Below are 23,545 nucleotides of genomic sequence, written 5' to 3' on the forward strand. Positions count from 1 at the left end.
ACTTGAGGACGCAAAGTGCCCTCGTGAAACAGACCTGGGCACTCGCGTCGCTGTACCTGGCGACCTTCATGGCACTGCTCGACGTCAGTGTGGTCGTCATCGCGCAGACGGCGATCACGGAGGACCTGCGCACGACCTTCGCGGGGGCGCAGTGGGTGATCGACGCGTACACAGTCGCGCTGGCCTCGACGATGTTGTCCTGCGGAGCACTGGCCGATCGGTGGGGGCGGAAGCGGGTGTTCCTGATCGGCCTGGCGGTGTTCACGGGGGCCTCGGTGGCCTGCGCGATGGCGCCGGGCGCGGCGTGGTTGATCGCGGCGAGAGCGGTGCAGGGGGTGGGAGCTTCGGTGCTGGCGCCGGGAGCACTGTCGCTGATCGTGCACGCCTTCCCGGAACCGGGGGCGCGGGCGCGGGTGATCGGCACGTGGAGCACGGTGATCAGCCTGGCGTTCCTGTTGGGGCCGGTGTTGGGCGGGCCGTTGACGGACCTTTTCGGTTGGCGCAGCGTGTTCCTGATCAACCTGCCGTTGGGTGGGCTCGCGTTGGCGCTGGGAGCGCGGTTCCTGACGGAGTCGGCGGACCCGGACGGTTCCTCGCCGGACCCGCTCGGCCAAGTGCTGGCGATCGCGTGGATCAGCTCGCTGGCCTACGCGTTGATCGAGGTGTCCTCGGTCGCACTCGGGGTCGCGGCGGTGACGTTGGCGTTGTTCATCGTGGTGGAACTGCGGCAGCCACGGCCGATGTTCCCGATCAGACTCCTCGGCGAGCGCGGGTTCGGGCTGGTCAACCTGGCCTCCTTCATGACCGGCTTCGCGGCCTTCGGCAGCTTCTTCCTGCTCTCGGCCTACCTCCAGAGCACACGCGGCGCGAGCCCGACAGAGGCGGGATTGCAGCTGCTGCCGTACGTCCTGGGCGGCACGGTCGGGTCCACCGTCGCGGGCCGCCTCGTGCAAAGCCTCGGCGCGAAACCACCGTTGCTGGCGGGACAGGCACTGATCGCGGCGAGCCTGCTCGCACTGTCCACAGTAGACACTGAGACGCCTTACCCTTACGTGGCAGTGCTCTTCGCGGGGCTCGGGCTCGGCGTGAGCACCTCCGGCGTCCCCTCCAACGCCCTCGCGGTGGGCCTGGTACCGCCGCGCCAGTCGGGGATCGCGTCGGCGACGGTCACCGCGACGAGGCAGACCGGGACAGCCGTCGGGGTCGCGCTGCTGGGCCTGATCGCGACGGCTGGGCCGAAGTTGGCCGATGGGCTACCGCACGCGCTGCTCACGGCGGGCGTCAGCACGGTGGTGGTGACCGTGCTGCTCCTCTCGCTCAAGGCCAGCTGTTGATGATCTCCAGGATGGCCGCGGTCGTCGCCTCCGCGGCGTCGAGGGTGACGACGTGGCCGGCGCCGGGGATCACGTGCTCGGCCACACCTTCGGCGCGCGCCCAGCGAGGCATGGCGGAGGCGATGTTGCCGGTGCGGTCGCGCTCGCCGCGAATGAGACCGAGCGGAACGGGCGTGCGGTAGCCGGGATCGGAGTCCACAAAGGACACTGTGGCCCGCCAGACGTCCAGGAAGACGCGTTTCGGCATGCGCGCGAACGTCGCCTCGGACTCGGCGATGCCCTCCGGCGTCACGGCCGAGGCGCGAGCCATCACGCCCGGCAGCCACGAAGCGGGGACGAGCGCCAGCGATGGCCCCGCGAGCTTCAGCAGGAACCGGTCCAGAGCGGTCAGCGGACCGGCGTTCCACGCGGAATCCACCACGATGAGGCCGGAAACCCGTGAAGGACAACGGCGAACGAGCGCTTGGGAGAGGTTCCCGCCGAGCGAGTGCCCGACCAGGATCGGACGGTCCAGGCCGAGGTGGTCGAGGAGGGCGATCAGGCAGTCCAGGGCGAGGGCCGAGGTGAACCGCGCACCCGGCGCGAGGCTCGACCCGCCGTGCCCGGCCTGGTCCCAGACGATCACCCGGTGCCCGGCCTCGTGCAGGGCACGCGCCTGCGCCTCGAACATCCGGTGGTCCATACCGGCGCCGTGCGTGAGGACGACGGGACACCGCGGCCCGGCGAGATCACCGAACCGCAGCTCCCCGCCGCCCACTCCCCACATCACCATATTCAGCATTTTCTGAATATAGCGAACGATGGCTCAGCGGCGGCTGCGTCCCGGGCCGGGGACCAGCTGAAGCGTGACGCCGTACCGGTTCCAGGCGTTGATCTGCGCGATCGCCGCCACGAGCGCGAACAGGGTCTCCTCGTCGAAGTGCTTCGCGGCGACCTCCCAGACCTCGTCGGGAACACCGTGCTCGTCCAGGCGGGTGGCGGCCTCGGCGAGGTCGAGGGCGGCGCGCTCCTGCTCGGTGAAGAACGGCGCCTCGCGCCACACCGCGACGGCCCACAGGCGCTCGTCGGCCTCGCCGTGCTTCTTCAGGTCGTGGGAGTGCATGTCGACGCAGAACGCGCAGCCGTTGACCTGGCTGACCCGCAGCTTGACCAGCTCCAGGATCGTCTTCGGCAGCGGGCTCGACGCCAGGAACGCCTCGATCTGGCTCATCGCCTCGTAGATGGGGGTGGTGCTGAGGTCGCCGGTGAGGCGCATGGCTACTTCTCCTTGATGATCAGGGTGCTCGCGCGGGCGAGCTTGGTGGGGTGGAGGACGGCGTTGATCGCGGTGACGCGGCCGTCGGCAACGGTGAGGGAGTAGACGGCGACCAGGTTGTCGCCGTGCACCATCACGAAGCCGCTGAAGCCGTTGACCACGACCGGGCGCAGCTCGCGCGTCGGCCACTTCGCGCGAATCCCCGCGAGGAAGCGCGCCACCTTGTCGGCGCCGACGACCGGCCGCCGAGCCGCGCGCACGATCCCGCCGCCGTCGCTGAGCAGCACGACGTCGGGGTCGAGCAGCCGGAGCATGACCTCGACGTCCCCGCCGTCGCACGCGGCGAGGAACGCGGTGGCCACCTCCCGCTGCCGTGCGGGGTCGGCGTCGAAGCGCGGTGAGCGCTCGCGCACGTGCTTGCGGGCCCGCGAGGCGAGCTGCCGCACGGACGCGGGCGTGCGCCCGACGACCTCGGCGATCTCGGTGAACGGCATCCCGAAGACCTCGTGCAGCACGAACGCGGTGCGCTCGGCCGGGGACAGCGTCTCCAGCACGACCAGCATCGCCATGTTCACCGAGTCGGCGAGCGTGACCCGGTCCTCGGGCCCCTCCTCGGTGCTGACCACGGGCTCCGGCAGCCAGGGACCGACGTAGTCCTCACGACGTTTGCGCGCCGAGCGCATCACGTCGAGCGCGAGCCGGGAGGTGGCCACGACCAGCCATCCCGTCACGTCGACGACGCCTTCGGTGCGGCTCAGCCGCAGCCACGCCTCCTGCACGACGTCCTCGGCCTCGCCGAGGTCGCCGATGATCCCGTACGCGATCCCGACCAACCTCGGCCGAGCACGCTGGAACTCCGTCTCCACGGTCTTAGGACGAGGCAGCCCGCGCGGGTGTGACATCGCGGCTCCGCGTCCCCGCGACGATCACCACCGCCACCCCGAGCATCAGCAGCGCGAGCCCCGGCAGCGCGCTCGCGCGGGGCACCTGACCGAGCCAGATCCACGCGATCAGCGCGGCTCCCGGCACCTCCAGCAAGATCATCAGGCTGACCGTGGTCGCGGAGACCTTGCGCAGCGCGAAGCTGAACATCGAGTGCCCGAGCAGCTGCGCTCCGGCCACGAGCCCCAGGATCGCCAGCCACGTCGCCCCGTCGAAGCCGATCAGCGGCACCCCGCCGACCAGGCACACGCCGAGCAGCAGCACGCCGCACACCGAGTAGCAGACGGAGGTGTAGGTGGTCGTGCTGATCGTGACGCGCGCCCGCTCGCCGAGCGCGGTGTAGACCGCCGCCATCAGCCCGCCCGCCAACGCGAGGAGATCGCCGGTGAGCGCCGTCGCGGACACCTCGAAGTCGGCTCCGGTGGCGATCACCGCGCCGATCACCGCGAGGGAGATGCCGATCCACGTGGTGACAGGCAGACGTTTGCCCTGCAACGACGCGATCGCGCACTGCCACACCGGCTGAGTCGCGACGAGCGCGGTCGCGGTGGCCACCGAGGTCAGCTGGACGGAGGGCATCCACGTCGAGAAGTGCACCGCGAGCGCCACCCCGGCCGCCACGCTGAACCACCCGGCGGCGCGGTGCTCGCCGCGCACGAGCCCCCGGAACTCCTCACCTCGCCTGGCGGCGGCGAACGGGGTGAGAGCGGCGACTGCGATCGCGTTGCGCCAGAAGGCGATCGCCAGCGCGGGCGCGGCGGCGAACGCGGTCAGCGGCCCCGATGAGGAGACGGCGAGCACCGCGACGGCCAGGACGACCCCGGTCACGGGATCCACACGGGAGGACACGGTGGTCCATCCTGGCACGCTGGCGGGCTCAGGCCCGAGTGATGGAGAACATGTAGCAGCCGTAAGCGATGTTGCGGCTGTGGATCTCCACGACGTCCGGTTCGGCCAGGATCGAAGCGATCTCGCCGAGCGGGTCGGAGCCGTCGTGCGTGCGCGTCGCCGGGTGGATCCAGCCGCGCGCGTCGTAGGCGCGCAGAACCTGCGGGCGGTCGAGCCACTGCGCGGGGTAGTCCTCGCCGTCCGGGCCGTCGCAGTGCTCGGCGTGCGCGTAGACGGCGCCGACCTCGCGGTACGGGCTGCCCGAACCCGGCAGCACGGGCTCGTGGCCGAACAGGATCACGTCCTCGTCCTCGCGGGCGCTGCGCAGGCAGCACCGCAGCGGACCGGTGATCCCGGTCAGGCGTTGGACCGGATTGCCCGAGGTGTCCAGCCCGGTCGCGCGGACCTGGGCGAGCAGGGCGGGCAGCAGCGCGTGGACGCGGAAATCAGTCATGCCCCAAGCCTGCTGCGCGGACGTCGCCGGTTCTGGCGCCTTTCCGCCGTCACGCTCGCAGCGTGGGAATCCCCGCGATGAGCGCGGCCAGCGCCCGCTTCAGCGTCGCCTCGAAGGGCGGCACCATCACCGCGATCTCCGGCTCCCGCTCGTACAGCTCGCGCAGCGTCGCCGACGGGGTGGCCGCCGCGTAGAGGACCCCGGCCAGCGCGCCGGCGGCGGTCACCAGCTCGATGCCCTCGGACTCGGTCAACTCGGAGTGCTCGGCGACGGCGGCGCCCACCGAGCGGATGATCTCGTGCATCTCGTGCTTGAACCGGCGCGCGGCGGGCACGGAGATGTTGTGCTCCAACGTGGTCGTCACCTGGCTGAGCAGGTCGCAGAACAGCGGGCGCTCGGTCAGCGGGTCCACCAGCGCGTCGATCGGCCCGGCCTCGGGCATGCGCGCGAGCGCCTCGGCCTCCCACTCCCGCCAGCACTCGGCGGCGAGTTCGAGGTAGATCTCCTCGCGGGTGCCGAAGTAGCGCGCGACCGCGGATTTGGCGAAGCCGACCTCCGCCGCCACCCCGCCGAGGCTGACCGAGCGGACGCCGTCCTTCGTCGCCAGCTCGCGGGCGGCTTTCAAGATCGCCGCGCGCCGCTGCTGCTTGTGCTCCGGGCTCCTGGCCCGCACGAACGCTGGTTCGGTCATCGCGGGGTGACCTTACCGCGCACGTTAGGAGAACGCCGTACTCTTGTTAAGAGAACGACGTACTGTTAACTTGGCGCCATGGCGGAGACGAAGATGCTGGTGAACGGCGAGCCCGTGGTGCTGGACGTTCCACCGCAGGTCAGCCTACTCGACGGGCTGCGCGACCGACTGGGTCTCACCGGCCCGAAGAAGGGCTGCGACCAGGGCGCCTGCGGGGCGTGCACCGTGCTGGCCGACGGCGAGCGGATCGTCTCCTGCCTGGCGCTGGCCGTGCAGTACGACGGCCGCGAGATCACCACGGTGGAGGGCGTCGCGAACCTGCCAGGAGGCGCGGAGCTCCAGCGCGAGTTCATCAAGCGCGACGGATTCCAGTGCGGCTTCTGCACTTCCGGCCAGATCTGCTCCGCGCTCGGGATGCTCGCCGAGCGCGAATCCGCTCCGACTCGTGAGGAGATCCGCGAGGGCATGAGCGGCAACCTGTGCCGCTGCGGTGCCTACAACGGCATCGTCGACGCGATCGAAGGGGTGGCGCGGTGAGGACGTTCTCCTACGTCCGCGCGGAGGACGTCGACGCTGCGCTGCGCGCGATCACCGAGGAGCCGAACGCGAAGTTCCTCGGCGGCGGCACGAACCTCGTCGACCTCATGCGCGAGGACATCGAACGGCCGGACACGGTCGTCGACGTCACCCGCCTCCCGCTCGCCGAGGTCGATGAGCTGCCGGACGGCAGTGTGCGGATCGGCGCGATGGCGCGCAACAGCCACCTCGCGGCGAACCCGGTGATCCAGTCGCGGTATCCGTTGGTGTCACAGGCTTTGCTGTCCGGAGCTTCGGGACAGCTGCGGAACATGGCCACGGTCGGCGGCAACCTCATGCAGCGCACACGGTGCCTGTACTTCTACGACGACGCGGCGGCCTGCAACAAGCGCTCGCCCGGCAGCGGTTGCGCTGCGATCGGCGGATTTTCGCGCGGCAACGCGGTCTTGGGCACCTCGTCGAGCTGCGCCGCGACGCATCCTTCGGACCTGTGCGTGGCGTTGGCGGCACTGGACGCGGTCGTTGAGGTCCGCAGTTCACGCGGCACCCGCCGGATTCCACTCGTGGACTTCCACCGGCTTCCCGCCTCCTCTCCGGAGATCGAGACCGTTCTCGCCTCCGATGAGTTGATCACCGCTGTCGAGCTTCCTCCGCCGCCTTCGGGCTGTTCCCAGTACCGCAAGGTCCGCGACCGCGCGTCCTACGCGTTCGCCCTTGTGTCCGTCGCAGCCTGCCTCGACGTCGTTGACGGGAGCGTTTCCGCTGTTCGCCTCGCACTCGGCGGCGTCGGGACAAAGCCTTGGCGCGCTTACGAAGCAGAGCGCGTTCTGCTCGGAGCACCCGCGACCGAGGACAGCTTCCGCGCGGCGGCGCGCGCCGAGCTTGCACCTGCGGTCTCGTTGCCGCACAACGCGTTCAAGGTCGATCTTGCTGAGCGCACCGTCGTCGCAGTGCTCCGGGGGTTGGCATGACCGCGATCGGCAAGGCGTTCGACCGCATGGACGGTGTCATCAAGACCACCGGCGCGGCCAAGTTCTCCGGCGACCAGCTCTACCCCGGCCTGGCACACGCGGCCCTCACCCACGCCTCGATCGCGCGCGGTCGAATTGTTGAGATCAACACCACGGACGCGACGAAGGTTCCAGGCGTGCTCGCGGTGATCACCCACCACAACGCGCCGAAGATGAAGCTCCCGACCTCGCGGCTCGGCCCTGCGGTCACCGGAGGATCCGTCCGCTGCCTCAACACCGATGAGGTGCACTGGGACGGCCAGCCGGTGGCACTGGTCGTCGCGGACACGCAGGAGGCCGCTCGTGCGGCCGCCGCGCGCGTCCACGTCGCGTACGAGCAACTACCGTCCACAGTGGAGTTCGTGGCGGCCGACGCGACGCCGCAGAAGAGCTCGATGGTCCAGTCCGGATCGGCCCGCAAGGGGGATGCGGTTGCCGCCCTGGCAAGCGCTCCGGTGTCGGTCGACCGCGAGTACAGCACTCCCCCGCAGAACCACAACGCGATCGAGCCGCACACCACGACCGCGCTCTGGGACGGCGACCGGCTGACCGTGCACGACTCCACGCAGAACATCGACGGCGTGCGGACCACGTTGTCCTCCGCGTTCGGCGTCGCGCTGGACAACATCCACGTGCGCGCCGAACACGTCGGCGGCGGCTTCGGCGGGAAGTTCCAGGTGTGGCCGGGCACGCTCCTCGCCGTGCTCGCGGCCCGCGTGACCGGTCGCCCCGTGCGACTGATGCTCTCCCGCGAAGCCGTCTACCGCACGGTCGGCGGCCGTACTCCGTCCGTTCAGCGCGTGGCGATCGGCGCGGACCACGACGGCCGGATGACCTCACTGATCCACACTTCGGCGACCAGGCTCGGCCGCACCGGCGGAAGCCCGGAGGCCGTCACGGTCCAGTCGGGCCACCTCTACGACGCGCAGAACATCCTGTTGCAGCAGAACGTCGTCGAACTCGACCTCGTGGCCAACACCGCCATGCGCGCGCCGGGCGAGGCGATCGGCACGTTCGCCCTGGAGTCCACAGTGGACGAACTCGCGCACGAGCTCGGCATGGACCCGATCGAGCTCCGCATGCGCAACGAGCCGACCCGCGACCCGATCGGCGACAAGCCCTTCACCCGGCGGAACCTGCGTGCTGCCTACGAACTCGGCGCCAAGGAGTTCGGCTGGGAGCAGCGCACTCCGCAGCCGCGCTCGATGCGCGACGGCCAGTGGCTCGTCGGCTGGGGCGTGGCGACCGCGTTCCACCCACCCGTGCACCTCGTCGCCAACGCGACCCTGCGCTTCAGCGCGGACGGCACCGCCCTGCTGCGGTGCGCTTTCCACGAGATGGGCATGGGCGCTGCGACCGCTCAGGCGCAGATCACCGCTGACGCGCTCGGGATTCCGTTCGAGGCCGTCCGCGTCGAGTACGGCGACTCGCGCCTGCCCGTCGGCCCGATGGCGGGCGGCTCCAACCAGACCGCGACCGTCGCCGGTGCCGTGACCGCCGCCGCCGCGAAGCTCCGGCGCGCACTCGGCGGCGAGGTCTCCGTGGCCGCCTTGGCGCGCAAGGGAAAGTCCCACGTTGAGGTGTCGGTCGGCTTCGGCCGGATGGGCAACCAGGTCCGGCTCGTGTCGAAGTTCCTGCGCGACAAGCGGAACTGGGTGCGCGCCACGACCGGCGCCCAGTTCTGCGAAGTCCGGGTCGACGCCGACACCGGGGAGATCCGGGTCTCGCGGTGGGTCGGCGCCTTCGACTGCGGCACCGTGATCAACCCGAAGACGGCGGCCAGCCAGCTGCGCGGCGGGATCGTGCTCGGCATCGGCACGGCGCTCTCCGAGGAGACCCTGGTCGACCCCCGCACCGGGCGGATCATGAACCCCGGCCTCGCCGAGTACCACCTGCCGGTGCACGCGGACGTGCCGCGGATCGACGTGCACTGGCTCGACGAGCCCGATCCCACGATGCCCGCCGGAGTGCTCGGCGTCGGCGAGGTCGGCGTGACCGGCGCCGCCGCCGCCGTGGCCAACGCGATCTTCCACGCCACGGGCAAGCGCGTCCGCGACCTGCCGATCACGCTCGACAAGGTGGTGTGAGCCGGTGGTGGAGATCGCCGATTCGTTGCGTGCGTGGGAGCGGGCCGGGCGAGCGTTCGCGGTGGCCACGGTCACCGCGACCTCGGGCAGCGCGCCCCGCCCGGTCGGCACGTCCATGGCGGTGGACTCCGAGGGCTCGGTGATCGGCAACGTCTCGGGCGGCTGCGTGGACGGCGCGGTGTACGAGCTGTGCCGCGAGGCCATCGTGAGCGGCGAGTCCAGCACGCACACGTTCGGCTATTCGGACGAGTCCGCCTTCGCCGTGGGCCTGACGTGCGGCGGCGTGATCGAGGTGCTGGTCCAGCCGTCGCCGGTCCCCGTTCCGGAGGTCGCTCCGCCGCCGCCTCGCCTGCTGATCTTCGGAGCGCTGGACTTCGCCGCCGCGCTGACCACGATCGGCGTGTTCCTCGGCTATCGCGTCACCGTGTGCGACGCCCGCCCGGTTTTCGCCACTCCGGAACGCTTTCCCGGCGCGGACGTGGTCGTGGACTGGCCGCACCGCTACCTCGATCAGACCACTGTAGACAGTCGGACCGCGATCTGCGTGCTCACCCACGACCCGAAGTTCGACGTGCCCGTGCTCACCCGCGCGCTGCGCCTGCCGGTCGGCTACGTCGGCGCGCTCGGCTCGCGGCGAGCACACGCCGAGCGGCTGGAGTTGTTGCGCGCCAACGGTGTTGGCGCGGAGGAGCTGGCTCGGCTGCGCTCGCCCATCGGGCTCGACCTCGGCGGGCGGACGCCTGAGGAGACCGCGCTGTCCATCGCCGCGGAGATCGTCGCCTGCCACCGGGGCGGCTCCGGGCGGCCGTTGTCGGCGCTGAGCGGGCCGATCCACGCTCGGCTTGACGCGGCCATCGCGAGCTGATCTGATCCCGACAGCGTCGCGTGCACCCGGCCAAGAGACCGTCGTGGGCATGGAGGCGCCGGATCATGGGATTTCGGCCATGAACACGCCTGACGAACGCCTCAGGGCCTTCGGTACGCAACTGATCACCGTGCACGACTGGCTCCGCACGGAGCTTTCCCGCCTCCGCGAGGACATGGACGCCTACCTGGACGGCGAGGGCGGACGACCGAAGGATCTGCTGGCGCACTGCATGACCTTCTGCACCGCGCTGAGCAGGCACCACACCGGCGAGGACGACCACGCGTTCCCCGCGCTGGCCGAGGAGTTCCCCGAGCTGGCGCCGACGCTGGACAAGCTGCGCGAGGACCACTACCTCGTGTCCGGCATCCTCGCCAAGCTCGAAACCCTGGTCGCGGGCGCCGATCCAGCCGACGCAGCACGCGTGCGCTCCGAGCTGGACGGGCTCGCCGCGATCATGGAATCGCACTTCAGCTACGAGGAGCGCCGGATCGTGACCGCGCTCAACGACCTCACGCGCGGTTACGACGGAACGGGGTTGGACCTGGCGGCGCTCGCAGCACCGCGGAGATCAACCTAGACTCGGCCGCATGCTGGTGGCGGTGCAGCACAGCGAGGGTGCGCGCGGTGACGGCCTGGTCGGGGCCGAAGCCAAGGTCGCGCAGTGGATGCGGTCGTGGACCGGCGACTTCGGCCTGCCGGGGGTCGCGGTGTTCAACGCCGCCACGCCCGTCGGGATGGCCGACGCGGTGGTGCTGTCGCCCTACGGCTGCCTGGTGCTGGAGATCGACGGCTTCACGCGGCGGCAGGACGGCGCGCTGCGCACCCCGGCCGAGGGCGTGTGGGAGGTCGACGGTCAGCCTGCGGCGCTGCACTCGATGAACCCTCTCCAGCAGGTCAGCGCCAATGTCACTGCCGTGCGCGCGGCCCTGGACTCCGCCGGGATCACCACCGGCGCGGTGCTGGGGCTCGTCGTGCTGCTGCCGACCACGGGTGCTTCGGTGGAGCTTGCGGCCGAGTCCTCCGGCGACGTCCAGGTCGTGCTCGCGCCGCACCAGAAGCCGCTGCGGCAGTACTTCCACGCGCTGTGCAAGAGCGAGAAGGTGTGGGACGCCAACACCGTCGCGGCCGTGGCGCGGGCGCTGAAGCTGAGCGACCAGGTGCCGAGCGTGCTCGACCTCTACCAGCACGGCTTCCCGGAGACGATCTACACGCCGGTCGAGCCCGCGCCCGCTCCGCCTCCGCCTCCGCCGCCTGTTCGCGTTGCGCACGCTCCCGCCCCTGCTCCCGCGCCGCGCGGCGGCAACGCACGACTGGTGTTCACCGTCATCCTCGGAGCTTTGATGTGCGCAGGCCTGATCTGGTTGGTGGGAACCATTTACGACGTGTTCCACTGACCGTATGAGCACAGTTGTCGAAGCACTTGAGGCTTGGCGAAACGGAGATCGGGACACCGCGCGCGCACTCGCGTCGGCGGCCGGCACGCGGCTCGGTGACGAGTTGGCGTCGTACTGGAAGAGCGAAGCCGACGGCCGCGTCTACGACCAGCCCGCCGCGTTCCGCGCGTTCGTGCGCGGCGGCGGCAACGTCGAGCTGTACTCGCGGCTGAGCCAGGCCCTGGCCGATTCCTACTCCGCGCACCAGCCTTCGTCCTTGCTCGACATCGGTTGCGGCGACGGCCTCGCGGTCGCTCCCGCCGTCGCTTCGCACGCTTTCGACCGCATCGACCTCGTCGAGCCCTCCGCCGCGCTGCTCGACCTCGCGCGGCAGAACGTTCCGTCGGCGCACACGTGGAACACGACCGCGCAGGAGTTCACGCTCGACCTCTCGCAGCGGTGGTCCGCCGCGCAGGCGACTTTCTCCTTGCACGCCTTGGAACCTTCGGAGCGGCTGTCCGTGCTCCGCCGCCTCCGCCCGCACGTTGACCGCCTCGTTATCGCCGAGTTCGACGTGCCCGTTGGCTCCGATGACCTCGCATGGCTGGTGTCGCGCTACGAACTCGGCGTCGCGGAGTACCACGATTCCCTTGTGGCGCAAGGTTTCCTACTGCCCGTGCTGCTCGGCCAGATCGTGCCCGGCGCCGTGCGCTCCACGTGGGAGCAGCCGATCTCCGCGTGGCGCGGGCAACTCCTCGACGCCGGGTTCGCGCAGGTGGACGTTATGCCCCTGATGTCGTACTGGTGGTCTCCCGCGATGCTGATCACCGCATACTGATCGCAGGCCCGGTGTGGTCGCCGGGTTTTCGGCCTCACCACGAGCAAGGAGGCTCACATGATCGGGTTCATCGTCGCGGGACTCATCATCGGCGCTCTCGCCCGGCTGATCACGCCGGGCAGGCAACGGCTCAGCGTCCTGGCCACACTGCTGCTCGGCCTGGTCGGCTCCGTGATCGGCGGCACCATCGCCAATCTCCTCGGCACCGGCGACATCTGGGAGCTCAACACCCTCGGCTTCATCATCGCCGTCGTGGCCTCCGTCGCCCTCATCGGCGTCGCCGAGGGCATCGCCCACTCCAAGTCCAAGGCCTAGCCCGCGCGGGGGTTTGGCGGTCTTCAAGACCCCCAAACCCCCGTCCCCACGGTCTTCAACCACCACAAACCCTCGACCGCGTCGAGGTTCATGGCGGTTGACGATGATCATTCTTGTGGCGACCTGGTGCACTCTCCCGCACCAGGTCGCCACGACGTTCAGCGCCGTCAAACGATCAGCAACGTCTTGCCCAACGCCGCCCGCGCTTCCAGCGCCTCGTGCGCCTTCGCCGCCTCCGCGAGCGGAAACGTCTGCCCCACAACAGGTGTGAGCCTCCCCGCCACCGCTTCGCCCAGCGCCCTCTCGATCAGCCGCACCGCCTGCTCCGGCGTGAACTGCGCCTGCTCGATCCCCTTCACAGTCACGGCCGGTGCCTCACCCGTCGCGAACGAGCCGCTCGAAGTGCCGTGCCCGGAGAACCAGCGCTTCGTGATCCCCAACGCCGCCCGGCCGATCTCGCCGCCCGCGCCATCGAACACCACGTCCGCGCTGCCGACCCGCTCCGCCCAGCCCAGTTCGGTGTAATCCACCACTTCGCTGGCCCCGTACTCGCGCGCCAGCTCCAGCTTCTTCTCCCCGCGCGCCGCCGCGACCACCGTCGCCCCCGCCGCGCTCGCCAACTGCACCAGCAAGATGCCCAGCCCGCCCGCCGCAGCCGTCACTAGCACGCGCTCCCCCGGCTTGACCTGCGCGTTGTCGAACACCCCCAGCGTCGTCGCCCCATCGTGCACCAACGCCGCCGCCGTCTGGTCTCTGAGCTTTTCAGGCACGTTGGCCAGGTCCTTCACCCCGACCACCACCCGCTCCGCGTAGGCCCCCGGCGTCCTCGCCGCAACCCGCGCCCCCACCCAGGCTTCGGCTCCCTCCCCCGCCGCCGTGACCCGCCCCGCGATCCCGTTGCCCGGGACGTACGGCGGCTCCAGCCCGAAGTACTCCGCGCCCCACCCCCTCCGCAGGCTCGCGTCGAGGAACAGCACGTCCACTGTGGACACTTCGACCAGCACTTCGCCCGGGCCCGGCACCGGCTCCGGCACCTCCGCCAGCTCCAGCACCTCCGGCCCGCCGAACCCGTTCACCCGTACCGCTCGCATGCCCACACCACCATCTCGTCGAGGTCGTTGACTTCACCCAACAACCTCAACGCGACTTCAGGTCAAGCCGTGGGTTCGCGCCGGAGGGTTTGCCGTCGTTGAAGACCGCTGGGAGGGGGGGTTTGTGGGACTTGAAGACCGGCGAACCCGGTTGCGGCCTAGCCGCTGCGCGAGCGGGGGCGCGGTGCAGGGAGCGCTTCCCCCACTTCAACGTATAGCGGGTTGGGGGGCTTGCGGCAAGACCCCCGTGCTGGCGCAGAATCTCCGGCCTGAGGCCAGGACCTGGGGAAATGGGGATCGAGAGTGCGTTTTGCGTTGACCACGTGGGGATCGCGCGGGGATGTGGAGCCGTTGGCGGGGCTGGCGGTGGCGTTGCGGGGGCTGGGCGCGGAAGCACGGGTGTGCGCGCCGCCGGACGAAGAGTTCGCGGAGTTGCTCAACCGCGTGGGCGTGGAGTTGGTGCCGCTGGGGCCGACGGTGCGCTCGGTGGTGGCGAACCCGAACCCGCCGACGAGCCAGGAAGCGTTCAGGTTGGCGCCGGAGCTGGTGAAAGCACGCTTCGAGACGTTGGGCGAAGCGACGAAGGGGTGCGACGCGGTGGTGGCGACGGGCCTGATGCCAGCCGGAGCGCGGGATGTGGCGGAGAAGCTGGGCATCCCGTACGTGTTGGCGTGCTTCCACATCATCGGATTGCCGTCGCAGCACTTCCGGCCGGGGAGGCGGCCGGGCACACCGTCATCGGAGGACGAGACGGACCACAAAGTGTTGTGGCAGCAGGACGCGGAGCGCGTCAACGGGCTGTACGGGGAGACGCTCAACAAGCACCGCAAAGCGATCGGGCTGCCGCCGGTGGACAACGTCCGCGATCACGTCCTGACCGATCAGCCGTGGTTGGCGGCGGACGCGACGCTGTGCCCGGCGGAGGGCCTGACAGACCTCGACGTCGTGCAGACCGGAGCGTGGATCTTGCCGGACGACCGCGCGCTGCCGGAGGGGTTGGACGCGTTCCTCGAAGCGGGCGCGCCGCCGGTGTACGTGGGCTTGGGCAGCATGGCGGCACACGCGCCGAAGGACATCGCGCAGGTGGCCATCGAAGTGAGCCGCGCGCACGGTCGCCGCGTGGTGCTCGCGAGCGGTTGGGCGGGGCTGGCCGCGATCGACGACATGGACGACTGCTTCGTGGTCGGCGACGTCAACCAGCAGGCGCTGTTCCCGAGGGTGGCGGCGGTGGTGCACCACGGCGGCGCGGGCACGACGACGGCGGCGGCGCGGGCGGGAGCGCCGCAGGTGATCGTGCCGCAGATCGCGGACCAGCCGCATTGGGCGCGCCGAGTCGCTGAGCTGGGCATCGGCGTGGCGCACGAGGGCAGGAGGCCGACCGTCGAGTCGCTGACGGCCGCGCTCGGCACGGCGTTGACGCTCGGTACCCGAGCGAAAGATGTAGCCAGCAGAGTTCGAGGCGACGGGGCGATGGTGGCAGCGAAGATGCTTGTGGAGCTGGCGGGATGATCAACTACGAATGGCGTGGGAAGTTCGACAACGCCGAGGTCAACGGGCTGCACGCGGAGGGCTTCGGCGGGGGGCTGCGGGATGACGACTGGTGGGGCCAGGTGAACGGGCACAGCCTGGGCTGGGTGTGCGCGCGTGAGCGGGGCGAGCTGGTGGGCTTCGTGAACGTGGCCTGGGACGGCGGAGTGCACGCGTTCGTGCTGGACACCTTGGCGGCGAAGAAGGTGCAGAGGCGCGGTGTGGGCACGAAGCTCATCGCCACGGCGACCGAGCACGCCAAGGTCGCCGGGTGCGAATGGCTGCACGTGGACTTCGACGAGCACCTGCGCGAGTTCTACTTCGACAGCTGCGGTTTCCGGCCGACCCCGGCCGGGCTGATTAGGTTGGAGTGATGAGCAGCTACTTCCAGCTGGTCGGCGAGGGCCGCTACAAGCCGACCGAGCACGCGGGCGGCGCGTGGGACCCGGCGGAGCAGCACTTCAGCCCACTGGGCGGGCTCATCACGCACGCGATCGAGCAGCACTTGCCCGCAGGCCCCGCCCTCTCCAGGATCTCCTTCGACATCCTCGGCCGCCTCGCGCTGGAGGAGTGCGAGATCCACGTGGAGACGATCCGCCCGGGCCGCACGATCGAGCTCGTCGAAGCAGTGGCGCTGATCGCGGGCCGCGAGGTCGTGCGAGCGCGCGCATGGGCGCTGAGCTGCACGGATACGACAGCGGTGGCGGGCGGAGACACGACAAGGCTCGCTCCCCCGGACGCGATCAGCACCTGGCCGCTGACCGACGTCTGGCCAGGCGGCTACATCGCCAGCCTGGACGTGCGCCCGCTCGCTCCGTCCAAGCCCGGGCGCGCGACGGTCTGGGTGTCCACGCCGCACGAACTCATCGCGGGAGAGGAGGTCAGCGCGCTCGCCTCGTACGTCGCGCTGGTCGACACGGCGAACGGGATCGCGGTGCGGCAGCCGCCGACCGAGTGGATGTTCCCGAACGTCGACCTGACCGTGCACCTGCACCGCCGGCCGGAGGGGCGCTGGACCGGGCTCGACACGACGGTGACGTTCGGCCCGACGGGCCAGGGCGTGACGAGCACGGTGCTGCACGACCTCGCCGGGCCGGTCGGGTACGCGCAGCAGATCCTCACCGTCCGCCCGTTGTCGTAGCGCGGTGGCAGACTGGCGGCATGCCTCGCCAGAACTTCCGAAACCGCCTGACCTCGCCGCTGCCCAGGATCGGCGACCTGGTCCGGATACTGCGTGAGAACGGGGGTTTCGGCGGGAACGGGGAGAACGCGGACCTGGTGCCGATCGCCCGCAACGGGCTACCCCCGGCGGAGACGAGCTGGACGTGGGTGGGGCACTCGACCTACCTGGTGCGGCTCAACGGGGTCGCGGTGCTGACCGACCCGGTGTGGGCGGCGCGGATTCCGGGCGGGGCGCGCAGGCGGACGCCGCCGGGGCTGGCGTGGGGCGAGCTGCCGAAGATCGACGCGGTGGTGATCAGCCACGACCACTACGACCACCTGGACTCGCCGACGATCAAGCGGCTGCCGAGGGACACGCCGATCATGGTGGGCCTCGGGCTGAAGTCCTGGTTCCTCAAGCGCGGGTTCCGCAACGTGACCGAGCTGGACTGGTGGGAGTCGACGACGGTGGCGGGCTTGGAGTTCAGCTTCGTCCCGGCGCACCACTGGAGCCGCCGAGGCCCGTTCGACACGTGCTCGACGCTGTGGGGCGGCTGGGTGATCACGGCGCCGGACGGCACGAGGACCTACCACGCGGGCGATTCGGGCTACGGCAAGTGGTTCGCGGAGATCGGTGAGCGCTACCCGGGCATCGGCGTGGCGATGCTGCCGATCGGTGCCTACGAGCCGCGGTGGTTCATGAAGCCGGTGCACATCAACCCCGAAGAAGCCGTGAAAGCGCTCGAAGACGTTGGCGCGCAACGGCTCGCGGCAATGCACTGGGGCACGTTCGCGCTGACGAAGGAGCCGATGGACGAGCCGCTGCGCCTGATCAAGAAGGCGTGGGCGGAGGCTGGGCGCGACCCGGCGGACCTGTGGGCACTGGCCATCGGGGAGACACGCACGCTGCCATGACACTCATCGGACGCGAAGCGGAACTGGCCGAGATCGACGAGTTCCTGAAGGGCGACCAAAGCGCGCTCGCAGTGCTCGGCGAACCCGGCGCGGGCAAGTCGGCCTTGCTCACGGAAAGCGCTCCAAAAGCGTTGTGGGCGACGGGCGCCGAGCCGGAGTCAGGGCTCGCGTTCGCTGCGCTGCACCAACTTCTGCGGCCGGTGGCACATCTCGCGGACGCGCTACCGGAAGCTCAACGGGACGCGATCAAGGCCGCGCTCGGCCTGGCGGAGTCGCGGACGGAGGACCGCTTCCTGGTGTCGGCGGCGGTGCTCTCGTTGCTGATCGAAGCGGCTGAGCCGGACGGCCTGCTGTGCGTGGTCGACGACTTCCAGTGGCTCGACCAAGCATCGGCGGACGCGTTGCTCTTCGCGGCACGCCGCCTGCGCGGGGAGAAGGTCCGCCTGCTCATCGCGGCGCGAGACACGGCGGAGGTCCGGCACGCGCTGCGCGGAGTTCGGCAGCTCCGGCTCAACGGGCTCGACGAGGAGAGCGCCGCGAAGCTGCTGCCGGAGGCGGCGCCGATCGCCGAGATCACCAGGCTCACCAACGGAAATCCGCTCGCACTGCGCGAGGTCGCTGAGCTGTTGACACCGGACCAGCTGTCGGGAGCGGCGCCCTTGCCCGATCCCCTCCCGGTGGGCGACGTCTTCGGGGAGCAGGTCGCGCGCCTGCCGGAGGACGCGAGGCACGCGTTGCTGATCGCGGCGCTCGAAGGCCGTGGCGACCTCGGCGTCGTGCTGCGCGCAGGCGCGACGGCGCTCCAAGCAGCCGAAGAGAGCGGGCTCATCACCCTTGATGGCGCGACGATCCGCTTTCGCCATCCCCTCATCCGTTCAGCGTCGACAACAGCGGCCACGTCGACGCAAAGGCGCCAGGTGCACGAAAAGCTCGCCGAAGCCGTCGACGACGCGGACCGCCGAGCGCACCACCAGGCGGAAGCCGCGCTCGGCCCGGACGAAGCCGTCGCACAAGCGCTGACGGACTCGGCGCGGAGGGCGCGAGAACGCGGCGGGTACGCCGACGCGGCGAACGTACTGGCCCGCGCCGCAGCGCTCACGCCAGACACCCCACGACAGGCAGAACGCCTCACGGCGGCGGCGGAATCGGCTTGGTTGGGCGGAAAACCTGGGCAGGCGCGGAGCCTGCTGGCCAGAGCGAAGGCCTTGAACGACACGCCGGAGCTGGAGCAGCTTCGCGGGCGGTTCGAGCTGAACTCCGGGGACGCGGCCGAGGCGATGCGGATCTTCCTGGACGCGGCGGGCGACCGGATAGAGCTGCTCGCGGACGCCGCTGAAGCCGCCTCCTACGTCGGGGACACCGCCGTGGCGATCGAAGCGGGCAGGCGGGCTGAGCACCTGGAACCCAGCTTCCTCCGCGACGTGCTCGTCGGAACGGCCGCACTGCAAGCCGGGGACACCGCCAAGGGAACGGCGATCCTGCGCAACGCGAAGCCGAAGGAGGACGCGAGCGAGCTGCTCTGGGCGGCAGCGGCGGCGAGCCACCTTGGCGAGGGCGACGCGGCGGCCGACTTCGCCGCGCGGGCCGGGCGGGTGGCGCGCGTGTCGGGAATGGTGGGCACGCTGCCCGTGGTGCTGGAGTTCGCCGCGACCGCTGAGCGGATGAACGGCAACCTCGCGCACAGCGCCGCGCTCTCCGAAGAAGGCCTGGCGCTGGCCAAGGAGGCCGGATACGTCAACTGCGCGGCGGCGCACCTGGCCAACCTCGCGATGGTCGCGGCGATCCAGGGCCGCGAGGACGACTGCCGGGGCTTCGCGAACGAGGCGCTGGCGATCGCGATCCCCCACCGCGTCGGCCTGCGCGTGGGCGTCGCGCACTACGCGCTGGCGCTGCTCGACCTCGGCGCGGGCCGCTTCCAGGAGGCGCACGAGCGGCTCTCCGCGATGACCACGGCGGGGCCGGGCGCGGGGCATCCGATCGCGGTCTGGGGCTCGACGGCCGACCGCGTCGAAGCCGCCGTGGCGACCGGAAACCTCGACGTGGCAAGGGAAAGCGTCGAGTTCATCACGCAGTGGTCGGTGAACGCGACGACCGCGCGAGCCCGAGCGCTGGTCGCCCGCTGCCGCGCGCTGGTCGAGGACGACGCGGTGCCGCTGCTCGAACAGGCGTTGGAGACCGACTCCGACTACGAGCGCGCGCGGACCGCGTTGCTGCTGGGCGAGCGGCTGCGGCGGGACCGCAAGGTCAGCGAGGCCCGGCCGCACCTGCGAGCCGCGGCGGAGGTCTTCGGCAGGCTCGGCGCACGGCCGTGGGAGCGGCGCGCGCTGGGCGAGCTGCGCGCGGCGGGCGAGTCGCGGGAGCTGGCCGAGCCGTCGGTGCTGACCCCGCAGGAGCTGCGGATCGCCCAGCTCGTGGCCGAGGGCGTGTCGAACAAGGACGTCGCCGAGCGGCTCTTCCTCAGCCCGCGCACGGTCGAGTACCACCTGTACAAGATCTATCCGAAGCTCGGTGTCAGCTCCCGCACAGAACTCGCGCGGCTACTGGCCCAGTAATCACCAGTGGTCCTACGGATGGCACCGGGTACCACGGCGACGAGAGTTGGTGGCATGCCAATCATCGAGGTCAACGACGTGGAACTGTGGGTCGAGGAGTTCGGCGACCCGACCCATCCTGCCGTGCTGCTCGTCATGGGGTCGATGTCCCAGGGCCACCTGTGGCCGGACGAGCTGGTGGGGCGGATCGCCGCAGGTGGGCGCCGTGTCATCCGGTACGACCACCGCGACACCGGCCGCTCCAGCGCGCTGAACTTCGAGGAGCGGCCCTACACCTGGGCCGCGATCAAGGACGACGTTCTCGGCGTGCTGGACGCGCTCGGCATCGAGCGGGCGCACCTGGTCGGGCACTCCGCTGGTGGGCTGCTCGGCCAGTGGATCGCGCTGGAGCACCCTTCGCGCATCGCCAGCCTGACCGCGATCGGGTCCTCCCCGCTCGGCGGCGGCGAGGGCGTGGTGGTGATGCGGGCGCTGAGCGGGCAGCCGCAACCCCCGGGGAGCTTGCCCGAGCCGAAGCCGGAGTTCGTGCGGGTGCTCACCTCGCCGCCCGGGGAGGACTTCGCGGTCGACGTGGCGCGGATGCTGCACGGCACGGTGCTGCCCTTCGACGCCGACGCGCAGCGGGAGGTGGAGGAGCGGCTGCGCGAGCGGGACCGCGATCCGGCGACCGTGGCCAACCACCAGAAGGCGTGGGCGGCCGACCCGGACTTCGAGCCCGTTGGCCGGCTCGGCGAGATCACCGTGCCCACACTGGTCGTGGAGGGCAGCGAGGAACCCGCGAAACCCGGCCACGGCAAGCTGATCGCGGCGGCGATCCCGGGCTCGGAGTACCTGGAGATCGAGGGCATGGGCCACACCCTCCCGCCCGAGATCCACGCCGAACTCGCCGCTGCCGTCCTCGCGCACACGGCCCGATAGCCCCCGGCACCCCGCTCAACCCCGACAGAGGTCTAGACCGCAGCCGGGCACGTTGGGCTAGGGCCTGTCCTGTAGGTCACCGGGTTCGGCAGTCTTCAAGACCCACAAACCCCCGCCCCAGCGGTCTCCAACGACGGCAAACCTCATCAAGCTGCTGGGTTTGCGGCGGTTAACGATGATCAACAGGAGGGTTTGCTGGTCTTGAAGACACCCCAACTCCCCAGCGACACCGTGACCGGAACAGGACAGGCGCTAGCGGGGCGGATGAGGGGCTAGCGGATGCCGTCCAGGAGGGCGGCCAGACCGAGTTCGAAGATGAGGTCCAGGTCCAGGTCGTAGCCGTCGGAGTCGAAGGAGCGCATGAGTCCGCTGAAGGCGGGGAAGCGGCCGGACTCCACGTAGAAGCGGTACTGCTCGGCCTGCGTCTCCAGCCACTCCTCCTCGGTGAGCCCGGTCGCGGCCCGCGCGCTCGCCTCGCGCTCCAGGTTCACCGCGAGGCCCTGCACGTAGCTGAACAGCAGCACGTGCAGGTTCATCACCTGCGTCGGCGTGCGGCCGGGCGCGCTGAGCGCGGTGATCATCCATTCGGCGTGCACGGCGAGGTTGGGCAGCATCACCGGGCGGGTCAGCGTCGTGTACTGCGCGAGCCACGGGTGCCGCCGGTAGAGCGCCCACAGCCCGCGCGAGCCGGCCTCGGCGCGGGCCCGCCAGCTCGTGATCTTCGGATCGGGTGGCGCCAACGTGCCGTAGGTGGCGTCCACCATCAGCAGCACCAGCTCGTCCTTGCCGTCGACGTGCCGGTAGGGCGACATCGCGCTGACGCCGAGCTTCGCCGCGACACCGCGCATGGACACCGCCACGAGGCCCTCGGCGTCGGCGATCTCCACGGCCGCGCGCACGATCTTGTCGCGGGTCAGCTCGTCGCCGGGCTCCACGGGCGGGCGCGGGCGCGGCGTTGCCGGGGCGGCGGCGACCACCGTGCCCACGCGCGGCTCCGCGACGATCAAGCCCTCGTTCTTGAGCGTGTTCAGCGCCTTGGTCGCGGTCGCCAGCGCGACGCCCCAGCGGATCGCGATCTGCCGGGTGGAGGGCAGGCGGTCGCCCGGGGCCAGCTCGCCCTCGGCGATGCGGCGGCGCAGCTCCGCGACGATGCGGGCGTAGGGCGGGCTGTCGGTCATGGTGCTCCCTGTCCTAGCACAGAACCTCGCTGAGCTAGCACAGATTAGCTCGTTCTTGGCTCTGCTCAGCTGTATTTACGTCGTACGCTACCGCTATGACACAGAAGGTGCTGATCAGCGGAGCAAGTGTGGCGGGCCCGGCGCTGGCGTACTGGCTGCGCCGCAGGGGCTTCGAGGTGACCGTCGTGGAGCGCGCCCCGGCGCCCCGTCCGGGCGGGCAGGCGATCGACGTGCGCGGCGTGGCGCTGGACGTACTCGACCGCATGGGGCTGCTGGAGCGGGCGCGCGAGCTGCGCACGACCATGCGCGGCATGGAGATGCTCGACGGCAAGGGCAACGAGATCATGCGCTCCACCGAGATGGCGCTGAGCAGCGGCCGCTTCGACAGCGACGACATCGAGCTGCTGCGCGAGGACCTCACCGCGATGATCTACGAGCGGACCAAGGACGACGAAGACCCGCTCGCGGGGTCGAGCATCGGCACTGTCGAGTACCTCTTCGGCGACACCATCACCGCGATCACCGACGGCGTCGGAGGTGTCACGGTGACGTTCGAGAACGCGCCGCCGCGCACGTTCGACGTGATCGTGGGCGCGGACGGCCTGCACTCCGGAGTGCGCGCGCTCGCCTTCGGACCGGAGAGCCAGTTCGTCCGGCACCTCGGCACCTACCTCGCGGTGTTCAGCGCGGAGAACTTCATCGGCCTGGACAACTGGCAGGTGTGGGTGAACGAAGGCAACGTCGGCTACGCCGTCTATCCCGTGCGGGACAACAAAGAACTGCGCGTGACGCTCGGTATCAAGGCCGACTCGCTTCCGCACGACCGCCGCGACAACGACGCGCACCGCAGGATGCTGGCGGAGGATCTCGAAGGGCTGGCGTGGGAGACCCCGCGCCTGGTCGAGGCGATGTGGGCGGCGGAGGACTTCTACTTCGACGCGATGGCGCAGATCCACATGGACACGTGGTCGGCGGGCCGGGTCACCCTCGTCGGCGACGCGGGCTACTGCGCGTCGCCGTTGTCCGGGCAGGGCACGAGCCTGGCGCTGGTCGGCGCGTACGTGCTCGCCGAGGAACTGGAGCGCGCGGGCGGCCGGCACGCGGAGGGCTTCGCGGCCTACGAAGCGCGGATGCGGCCGTTCGCCCAGCTCAACCAGGCGTTGGCCACGGAGAACCCGGGCCAGCCCGCGTCGGAGGAGTCGCTGGAGCGGGCGAAGCGCGCGCTTTCCTTGGACAGCAGGGAGAACTGAGCCCTCAGCAGGTGTCGACCTCGCGCAGGTACCACTCGACGAGGACGCGCCCGGCCTCGCCCATCGCGTGCGTCTTCGGTTCCGCCCCGTGGGTGTGCGCGACCACCGCGCCGGTCGCCGCGTCCACCGCGAGGTCGAACCAGTCCGCGCAGCCGCCGACCTCGCTGCCGTCCAGCTCGGAGTCGCTGCGGGTCAGCGGGTAGCCCGCGTAGACCAGAAGTTCGTAGAGCTGATGTCCGTGCCACTCGCGCATCAGCTCACCGCTCTCGGCGATCTGCTGAGCGCCGTCGACGGTGACCACGAAGTACTCCACCACGTCACCTCACGTCCGGGGAAAGTGGCAACGCTACGTGCGTTCTCG

At 70.6% G+C, this 23,545-nt stretch carries 25 protein-coding genes; 16 read left to right on the top strand and 9 right to left on the bottom strand.

The genetic code is table 11. The annotated features are described in order from the left end of the window. Positions 1-23: 23 nt before the first annotated feature. On the top strand, positions 24-1,334 hold the full coding sequence (locus ABD798_RS27670; protein WP_344880818.1) for an MFS transporter: 1,311 nt from the start codon (positions 24-26) through the stop codon (positions 1,332-1,334). On the opposite strand, the gene ABD798_RS27675 is transcribed toward ABD798_RS27670, so the two are convergent. From ABD798_RS27675 to ABD798_RS27700, 6 genes are read right to left on the bottom strand one after another with little or no spacing between them, the layout of a single operon-like run. Beyond that, positions 1,318-2,115, bottom strand: coding sequence for an alpha/beta fold hydrolase (locus ABD798_RS27675; protein WP_344880820.1), 798 nt, complete (start codon positions 2,113-2,115; stop codon positions 1,318-1,320). The two genes, ABD798_RS27670 and ABD798_RS27675, sit on opposite strands and share 17 nt — an antisense overlap. 24 nt (positions 2,116-2,139) lie before the next feature. Next, positions 2,140-2,589, bottom strand: a complete 450-nt coding sequence (locus tag ABD798_RS27680; protein WP_344880823.1) for a carboxymuconolactone decarboxylase family protein — start codon at positions 2,587-2,589, stop codon at positions 2,140-2,142. Positions 2,590-2,591: 2 nt separating this feature from the next. Continuing rightward, positions 2,592-3,491, bottom strand: coding sequence for an RNA polymerase sigma factor SigJ (gene sigJ / locus ABD798_RS27685; RefSeq protein ID WP_344880826.1), 900 nt, complete (start codon positions 3,489-3,491; stop codon positions 2,592-2,594). Beyond that, the gene (locus ABD798_RS27690; RefSeq protein WP_344880828.1) at positions 3,460-4,380 is read right to left on the bottom strand and encodes a DMT family transporter; all 921 of its coding nucleotides are present in this window, start codon (positions 4,378-4,380) and stop codon (positions 3,460-3,462) included. The genes sigJ and ABD798_RS27690 overlap by 32 nt, the downstream gene beginning before the upstream one ends. A 28-nt stretch (positions 4,381-4,408) precedes the next feature. Next, positions 4,409-4,873, bottom strand: a complete 465-nt coding sequence (locus tag ABD798_RS27695; RefSeq protein ID WP_344880831.1) for a DUF1203 domain-containing protein — start codon at positions 4,871-4,873, stop codon at positions 4,409-4,411. Between the two features lie 49 nt (positions 4,874-4,922). After that, positions 4,923-5,564 carry a TetR/AcrR family transcriptional regulator gene (locus ABD798_RS27700; RefSeq protein WP_344880834.1) on the bottom strand — a complete coding sequence of 214 codons (642 nt, stop codon included), beginning with the start codon at positions 5,562-5,564 and terminating at the stop codon, positions 4,923-4,925. 78 nt (positions 5,565-5,642) lie between these two features. Between ABD798_RS27700 and ABD798_RS27705 the strand changes: the two genes are divergently transcribed. The 8 genes from ABD798_RS27705 (at position 5,643) to ABD798_RS27740 (ending at position 12,592) form a co-directional block, all read left to right on the top strand. Further along, positions 5,643-6,101, top strand: a complete 459-nt coding sequence (locus tag ABD798_RS27705; RefSeq protein ID WP_344880837.1) for a (2Fe-2S)-binding protein — start codon at positions 5,643-5,645, stop codon at positions 6,099-6,101. After that, positions 6,098-7,072, top strand: coding sequence for an FAD binding domain-containing protein (locus tag ABD798_RS27710; protein ID WP_344880839.1), 975 nt, complete (start codon positions 6,098-6,100; stop codon positions 7,070-7,072). Before ABD798_RS27705 ends, ABD798_RS27710 begins: the two co-directional genes overlap by 4 nt. Next, positions 7,069-9,198 (top strand): xanthine dehydrogenase family protein molybdopterin-binding subunit, encoded by a 2,130-nt coding sequence (locus tag ABD798_RS27715; RefSeq protein WP_344880843.1) that lies wholly within the window; start codon positions 7,069-7,071, stop codon positions 9,196-9,198. The genes ABD798_RS27710 and ABD798_RS27715 overlap by 4 nt, the downstream gene beginning before the upstream one ends. Before the next feature lie 4 nt (positions 9,199-9,202). Then, positions 9,203-10,063 carry an XdhC family protein gene (locus ABD798_RS27720; protein ID WP_344880846.1) on the top strand — a complete coding sequence of 287 codons (861 nt, stop codon included), beginning with the start codon at positions 9,203-9,205 and terminating at the stop codon, positions 10,061-10,063. Positions 10,064-10,142: 79 nt separating this feature from the next. After that, a complete protein-coding gene (locus tag ABD798_RS27725; RefSeq protein WP_344880849.1) occupies positions 10,143-10,643 on the top strand; it encodes a hemerythrin domain-containing protein in 501 nt (166 codons plus the stop codon). A 10-nt stretch (positions 10,644-10,653) separates the two neighbouring features. Continuing rightward, positions 10,654-11,460, top strand: a complete 807-nt coding sequence (locus tag ABD798_RS27730) for a nuclease-related domain-containing protein (protein WP_344880852.1) — start codon at positions 10,654-10,656, stop codon at positions 11,458-11,460. 4 nt (positions 11,461-11,464) lie between these two features. After that, complete coding sequence (locus tag ABD798_RS27735) at positions 11,465-12,277, top strand: class I SAM-dependent methyltransferase (RefSeq protein WP_344880855.1); 813 nt, start codon at positions 11,465-11,467, stop codon at positions 12,275-12,277. Positions 12,278-12,334: 57 nt separating this feature from the next. After that, on the top strand, positions 12,335-12,592 hold the full coding sequence (locus ABD798_RS27740) for a GlsB/YeaQ/YmgE family stress response membrane protein (protein ID WP_344880857.1): 258 nt from the start codon (positions 12,335-12,337) through the stop codon (positions 12,590-12,592). 167 nt (positions 12,593-12,759) lie between these two features. Here the strand turns inward: ABD798_RS27740 and ABD798_RS27745 are convergent, their stop codons facing one another. Next, positions 12,760-13,683, bottom strand: coding sequence for a zinc-binding dehydrogenase (locus tag ABD798_RS27745; RefSeq protein ID WP_344880861.1), 924 nt, complete (start codon positions 13,681-13,683; stop codon positions 12,760-12,762). Positions 13,684-13,986: 303 nt separating this feature from the next. Here ABD798_RS27745 and ABD798_RS27750 point away from each other — a divergent pair, with 303 nt between their 5' ends. The 6 genes from ABD798_RS27750 to ABD798_RS27775 are packed head-to-tail and all read left to right on the top strand — an operon-like array spanning position 13,987 to position 20,756. After that, positions 13,987-15,192 carry a glycosyltransferase gene (locus ABD798_RS27750; protein ID WP_344880864.1) on the top strand — a complete coding sequence of 402 codons (1,206 nt, stop codon included), beginning with the start codon at positions 13,987-13,989 and terminating at the stop codon, positions 15,190-15,192. Continuing rightward, positions 15,189-15,584 (top strand): GNAT family N-acetyltransferase, encoded by a 396-nt coding sequence (locus ABD798_RS27755; protein ID WP_344880867.1) that lies wholly within the window; start codon positions 15,189-15,191, stop codon positions 15,582-15,584. Before ABD798_RS27750 ends, ABD798_RS27755 begins: the two co-directional genes overlap by 4 nt. Beyond that, positions 15,584-16,351 (top strand): thioesterase family protein, encoded by a 768-nt coding sequence (locus tag ABD798_RS27760; RefSeq protein WP_344880869.1) that lies wholly within the window; start codon positions 15,584-15,586, stop codon positions 16,349-16,351. Before ABD798_RS27755 ends, ABD798_RS27760 begins: the two co-directional genes overlap by 1 nt. A 20-nt stretch (positions 16,352-16,371) precedes the next feature. Next, on the top strand, positions 16,372-17,286 hold the full coding sequence (locus tag ABD798_RS27765; protein ID WP_344880871.1) for an MBL fold metallo-hydrolase: 915 nt from the start codon (positions 16,372-16,374) through the stop codon (positions 17,284-17,286). After that, positions 17,283-19,838, top strand: coding sequence for a helix-turn-helix transcriptional regulator (locus tag ABD798_RS27770; RefSeq protein ID WP_344880874.1), 2,556 nt, complete (start codon positions 17,283-17,285; stop codon positions 19,836-19,838). Before ABD798_RS27765 ends, ABD798_RS27770 begins: the two co-directional genes overlap by 4 nt. Positions 19,839-19,892: 54 nt before the next feature. Then, entirely contained in the window at positions 19,893-20,756 is an 864-nt protein-coding gene (locus tag ABD798_RS27775; RefSeq protein WP_344880877.1) for an alpha/beta fold hydrolase, read from the top strand. Between the two features lie 272 nt (positions 20,757-21,028). Here the strand turns inward: ABD798_RS27775 and ABD798_RS27780 are convergent, their stop codons facing one another. Beyond that, positions 21,029-21,934 carry a GntR family transcriptional regulator gene (locus tag ABD798_RS27780; RefSeq protein ID WP_344880880.1) on the bottom strand — a complete coding sequence of 302 codons (906 nt, stop codon included), beginning with the start codon at positions 21,932-21,934 and terminating at the stop codon, positions 21,029-21,031. Positions 21,935-22,029: 95 nt separating this feature from the next. On the opposite strand from ABD798_RS27780, the gene ABD798_RS27785 reads away from it, so the two are divergent. Continuing rightward, the gene (locus tag ABD798_RS27785; RefSeq protein ID WP_344880883.1) at positions 22,030-23,184 is read left to right on the top strand and encodes an FAD-dependent monooxygenase; all 1,155 of its coding nucleotides are present in this window, start codon (positions 22,030-22,032) and stop codon (positions 23,182-23,184) included. Between the two features lie 4 nt (positions 23,185-23,188). On the opposite strand, the gene ABD798_RS27790 is transcribed toward ABD798_RS27785, so the two are convergent. Next, positions 23,189-23,497 (bottom strand): hypothetical protein, encoded by a 309-nt coding sequence (locus ABD798_RS27790; RefSeq protein WP_344880886.1) that lies wholly within the window; start codon positions 23,495-23,497, stop codon positions 23,189-23,191. Positions 23,498-23,545: the final 48 nt, after the last annotated feature.

The organism is Allokutzneria multivorans (assembly GCF_039537405.1).
In the GTDB taxonomy this organism is placed as follows: Bacteria; Actinomycetota; Actinomycetes; order Mycobacteriales; family Pseudonocardiaceae; genus Allokutzneria; species Allokutzneria multivorans.

Excerpts from the sequence above, each read along its gene's own strand:
- ABD798_RS27705 (WP_344880837.1), top strand. The coding sequence starts at position 5,643 with ATGGCGGAGACGAAGATGCTGGTGAACGGCGAGCCCGTGGTGCTGGAC.
- ABD798_RS27675 (WP_344880820.1), bottom strand. The coding sequence starts at position 2,115 with ATGCTGAATATGGTGATGTGGGGAGTGGGCGGCGGGGAGCTGCGGTTC.
- ABD798_RS27700 (WP_344880834.1), bottom strand. The coding sequence starts at position 5,564 with ATGACCGAACCAGCGTTCGTGCGGGCCAGGAGCCCGGAGCACAAGCAG.
- ABD798_RS27680 (WP_344880823.1), bottom strand. The coding sequence starts at position 2,589 with ATGCGCCTCACCGGCGACCTCAGCACCACCCCCATCTACGAGGCGATG.
- ABD798_RS27695 (WP_344880831.1), bottom strand. The coding sequence starts at position 4,873 with ATGACTGATTTCCGCGTCCACGCGCTGCTGCCCGCCCTGCTCGCCCAG.
- ABD798_RS27730 (WP_344880852.1), top strand. The coding sequence starts at position 10,654 with ATGCTGGTGGCGGTGCAGCACAGCGAGGGTGCGCGCGGTGACGGCCTG.
- ABD798_RS27725 (WP_344880849.1), top strand. The coding sequence starts at position 10,143 with ATGAACACGCCTGACGAACGCCTCAGGGCCTTCGGTACGCAACTGATC.
- ABD798_RS27775 (WP_344880877.1), top strand. The coding sequence starts at position 19,893 with ATGCCAATCATCGAGGTCAACGACGTGGAACTGTGGGTCGAGGAGTTC.
- ABD798_RS27785 (WP_344880883.1), top strand. The coding sequence starts at position 22,030 with ATGACACAGAAGGTGCTGATCAGCGGAGCAAGTGTGGCGGGCCCGGCG.
- ABD798_RS27745 (WP_344880861.1), bottom strand. The coding sequence starts at position 13,683 with ATGCGAGCGGTACGGGTGAACGGGTTCGGCGGGCCGGAGGTGCTGGAG.
- ABD798_RS27735 (WP_344880855.1), top strand. The coding sequence starts at position 11,465 with ATGAGCACAGTTGTCGAAGCACTTGAGGCTTGGCGAAACGGAGATCGG.
- ABD798_RS27770 (WP_344880874.1), top strand. The coding sequence starts at position 17,283 with ATGACACTCATCGGACGCGAAGCGGAACTGGCCGAGATCGACGAGTTC.
- ABD798_RS27715 (WP_344880843.1), top strand. The coding sequence starts at position 7,069 with ATGACCGCGATCGGCAAGGCGTTCGACCGCATGGACGGTGTCATCAAG.
- ABD798_RS27755 (WP_344880867.1), top strand. The coding sequence starts at position 15,189 with ATGATCAACTACGAATGGCGTGGGAAGTTCGACAACGCCGAGGTCAAC.
- ABD798_RS27780 (WP_344880880.1), bottom strand. The coding sequence starts at position 21,934 with ATGACCGACAGCCCGCCCTACGCCCGCATCGTCGCGGAGCTGCGCCGC.
- ABD798_RS27740 (WP_344880857.1), top strand. The coding sequence starts at position 12,335 with ATGATCGGGTTCATCGTCGCGGGACTCATCATCGGCGCTCTCGCCCGG.
- ABD798_RS27760 (WP_344880869.1), top strand. The coding sequence starts at position 15,584 with ATGAGCAGCTACTTCCAGCTGGTCGGCGAGGGCCGCTACAAGCCGACC.
- ABD798_RS27765 (WP_344880871.1), top strand. The coding sequence starts at position 16,372 with ATGCCTCGCCAGAACTTCCGAAACCGCCTGACCTCGCCGCTGCCCAGG.
- sigJ (WP_344880826.1), bottom strand. The coding sequence starts at position 3,491 with ATGTCACACCCGCGCGGGCTGCCTCGTCCTAAGACCGTGGAGACGGAG.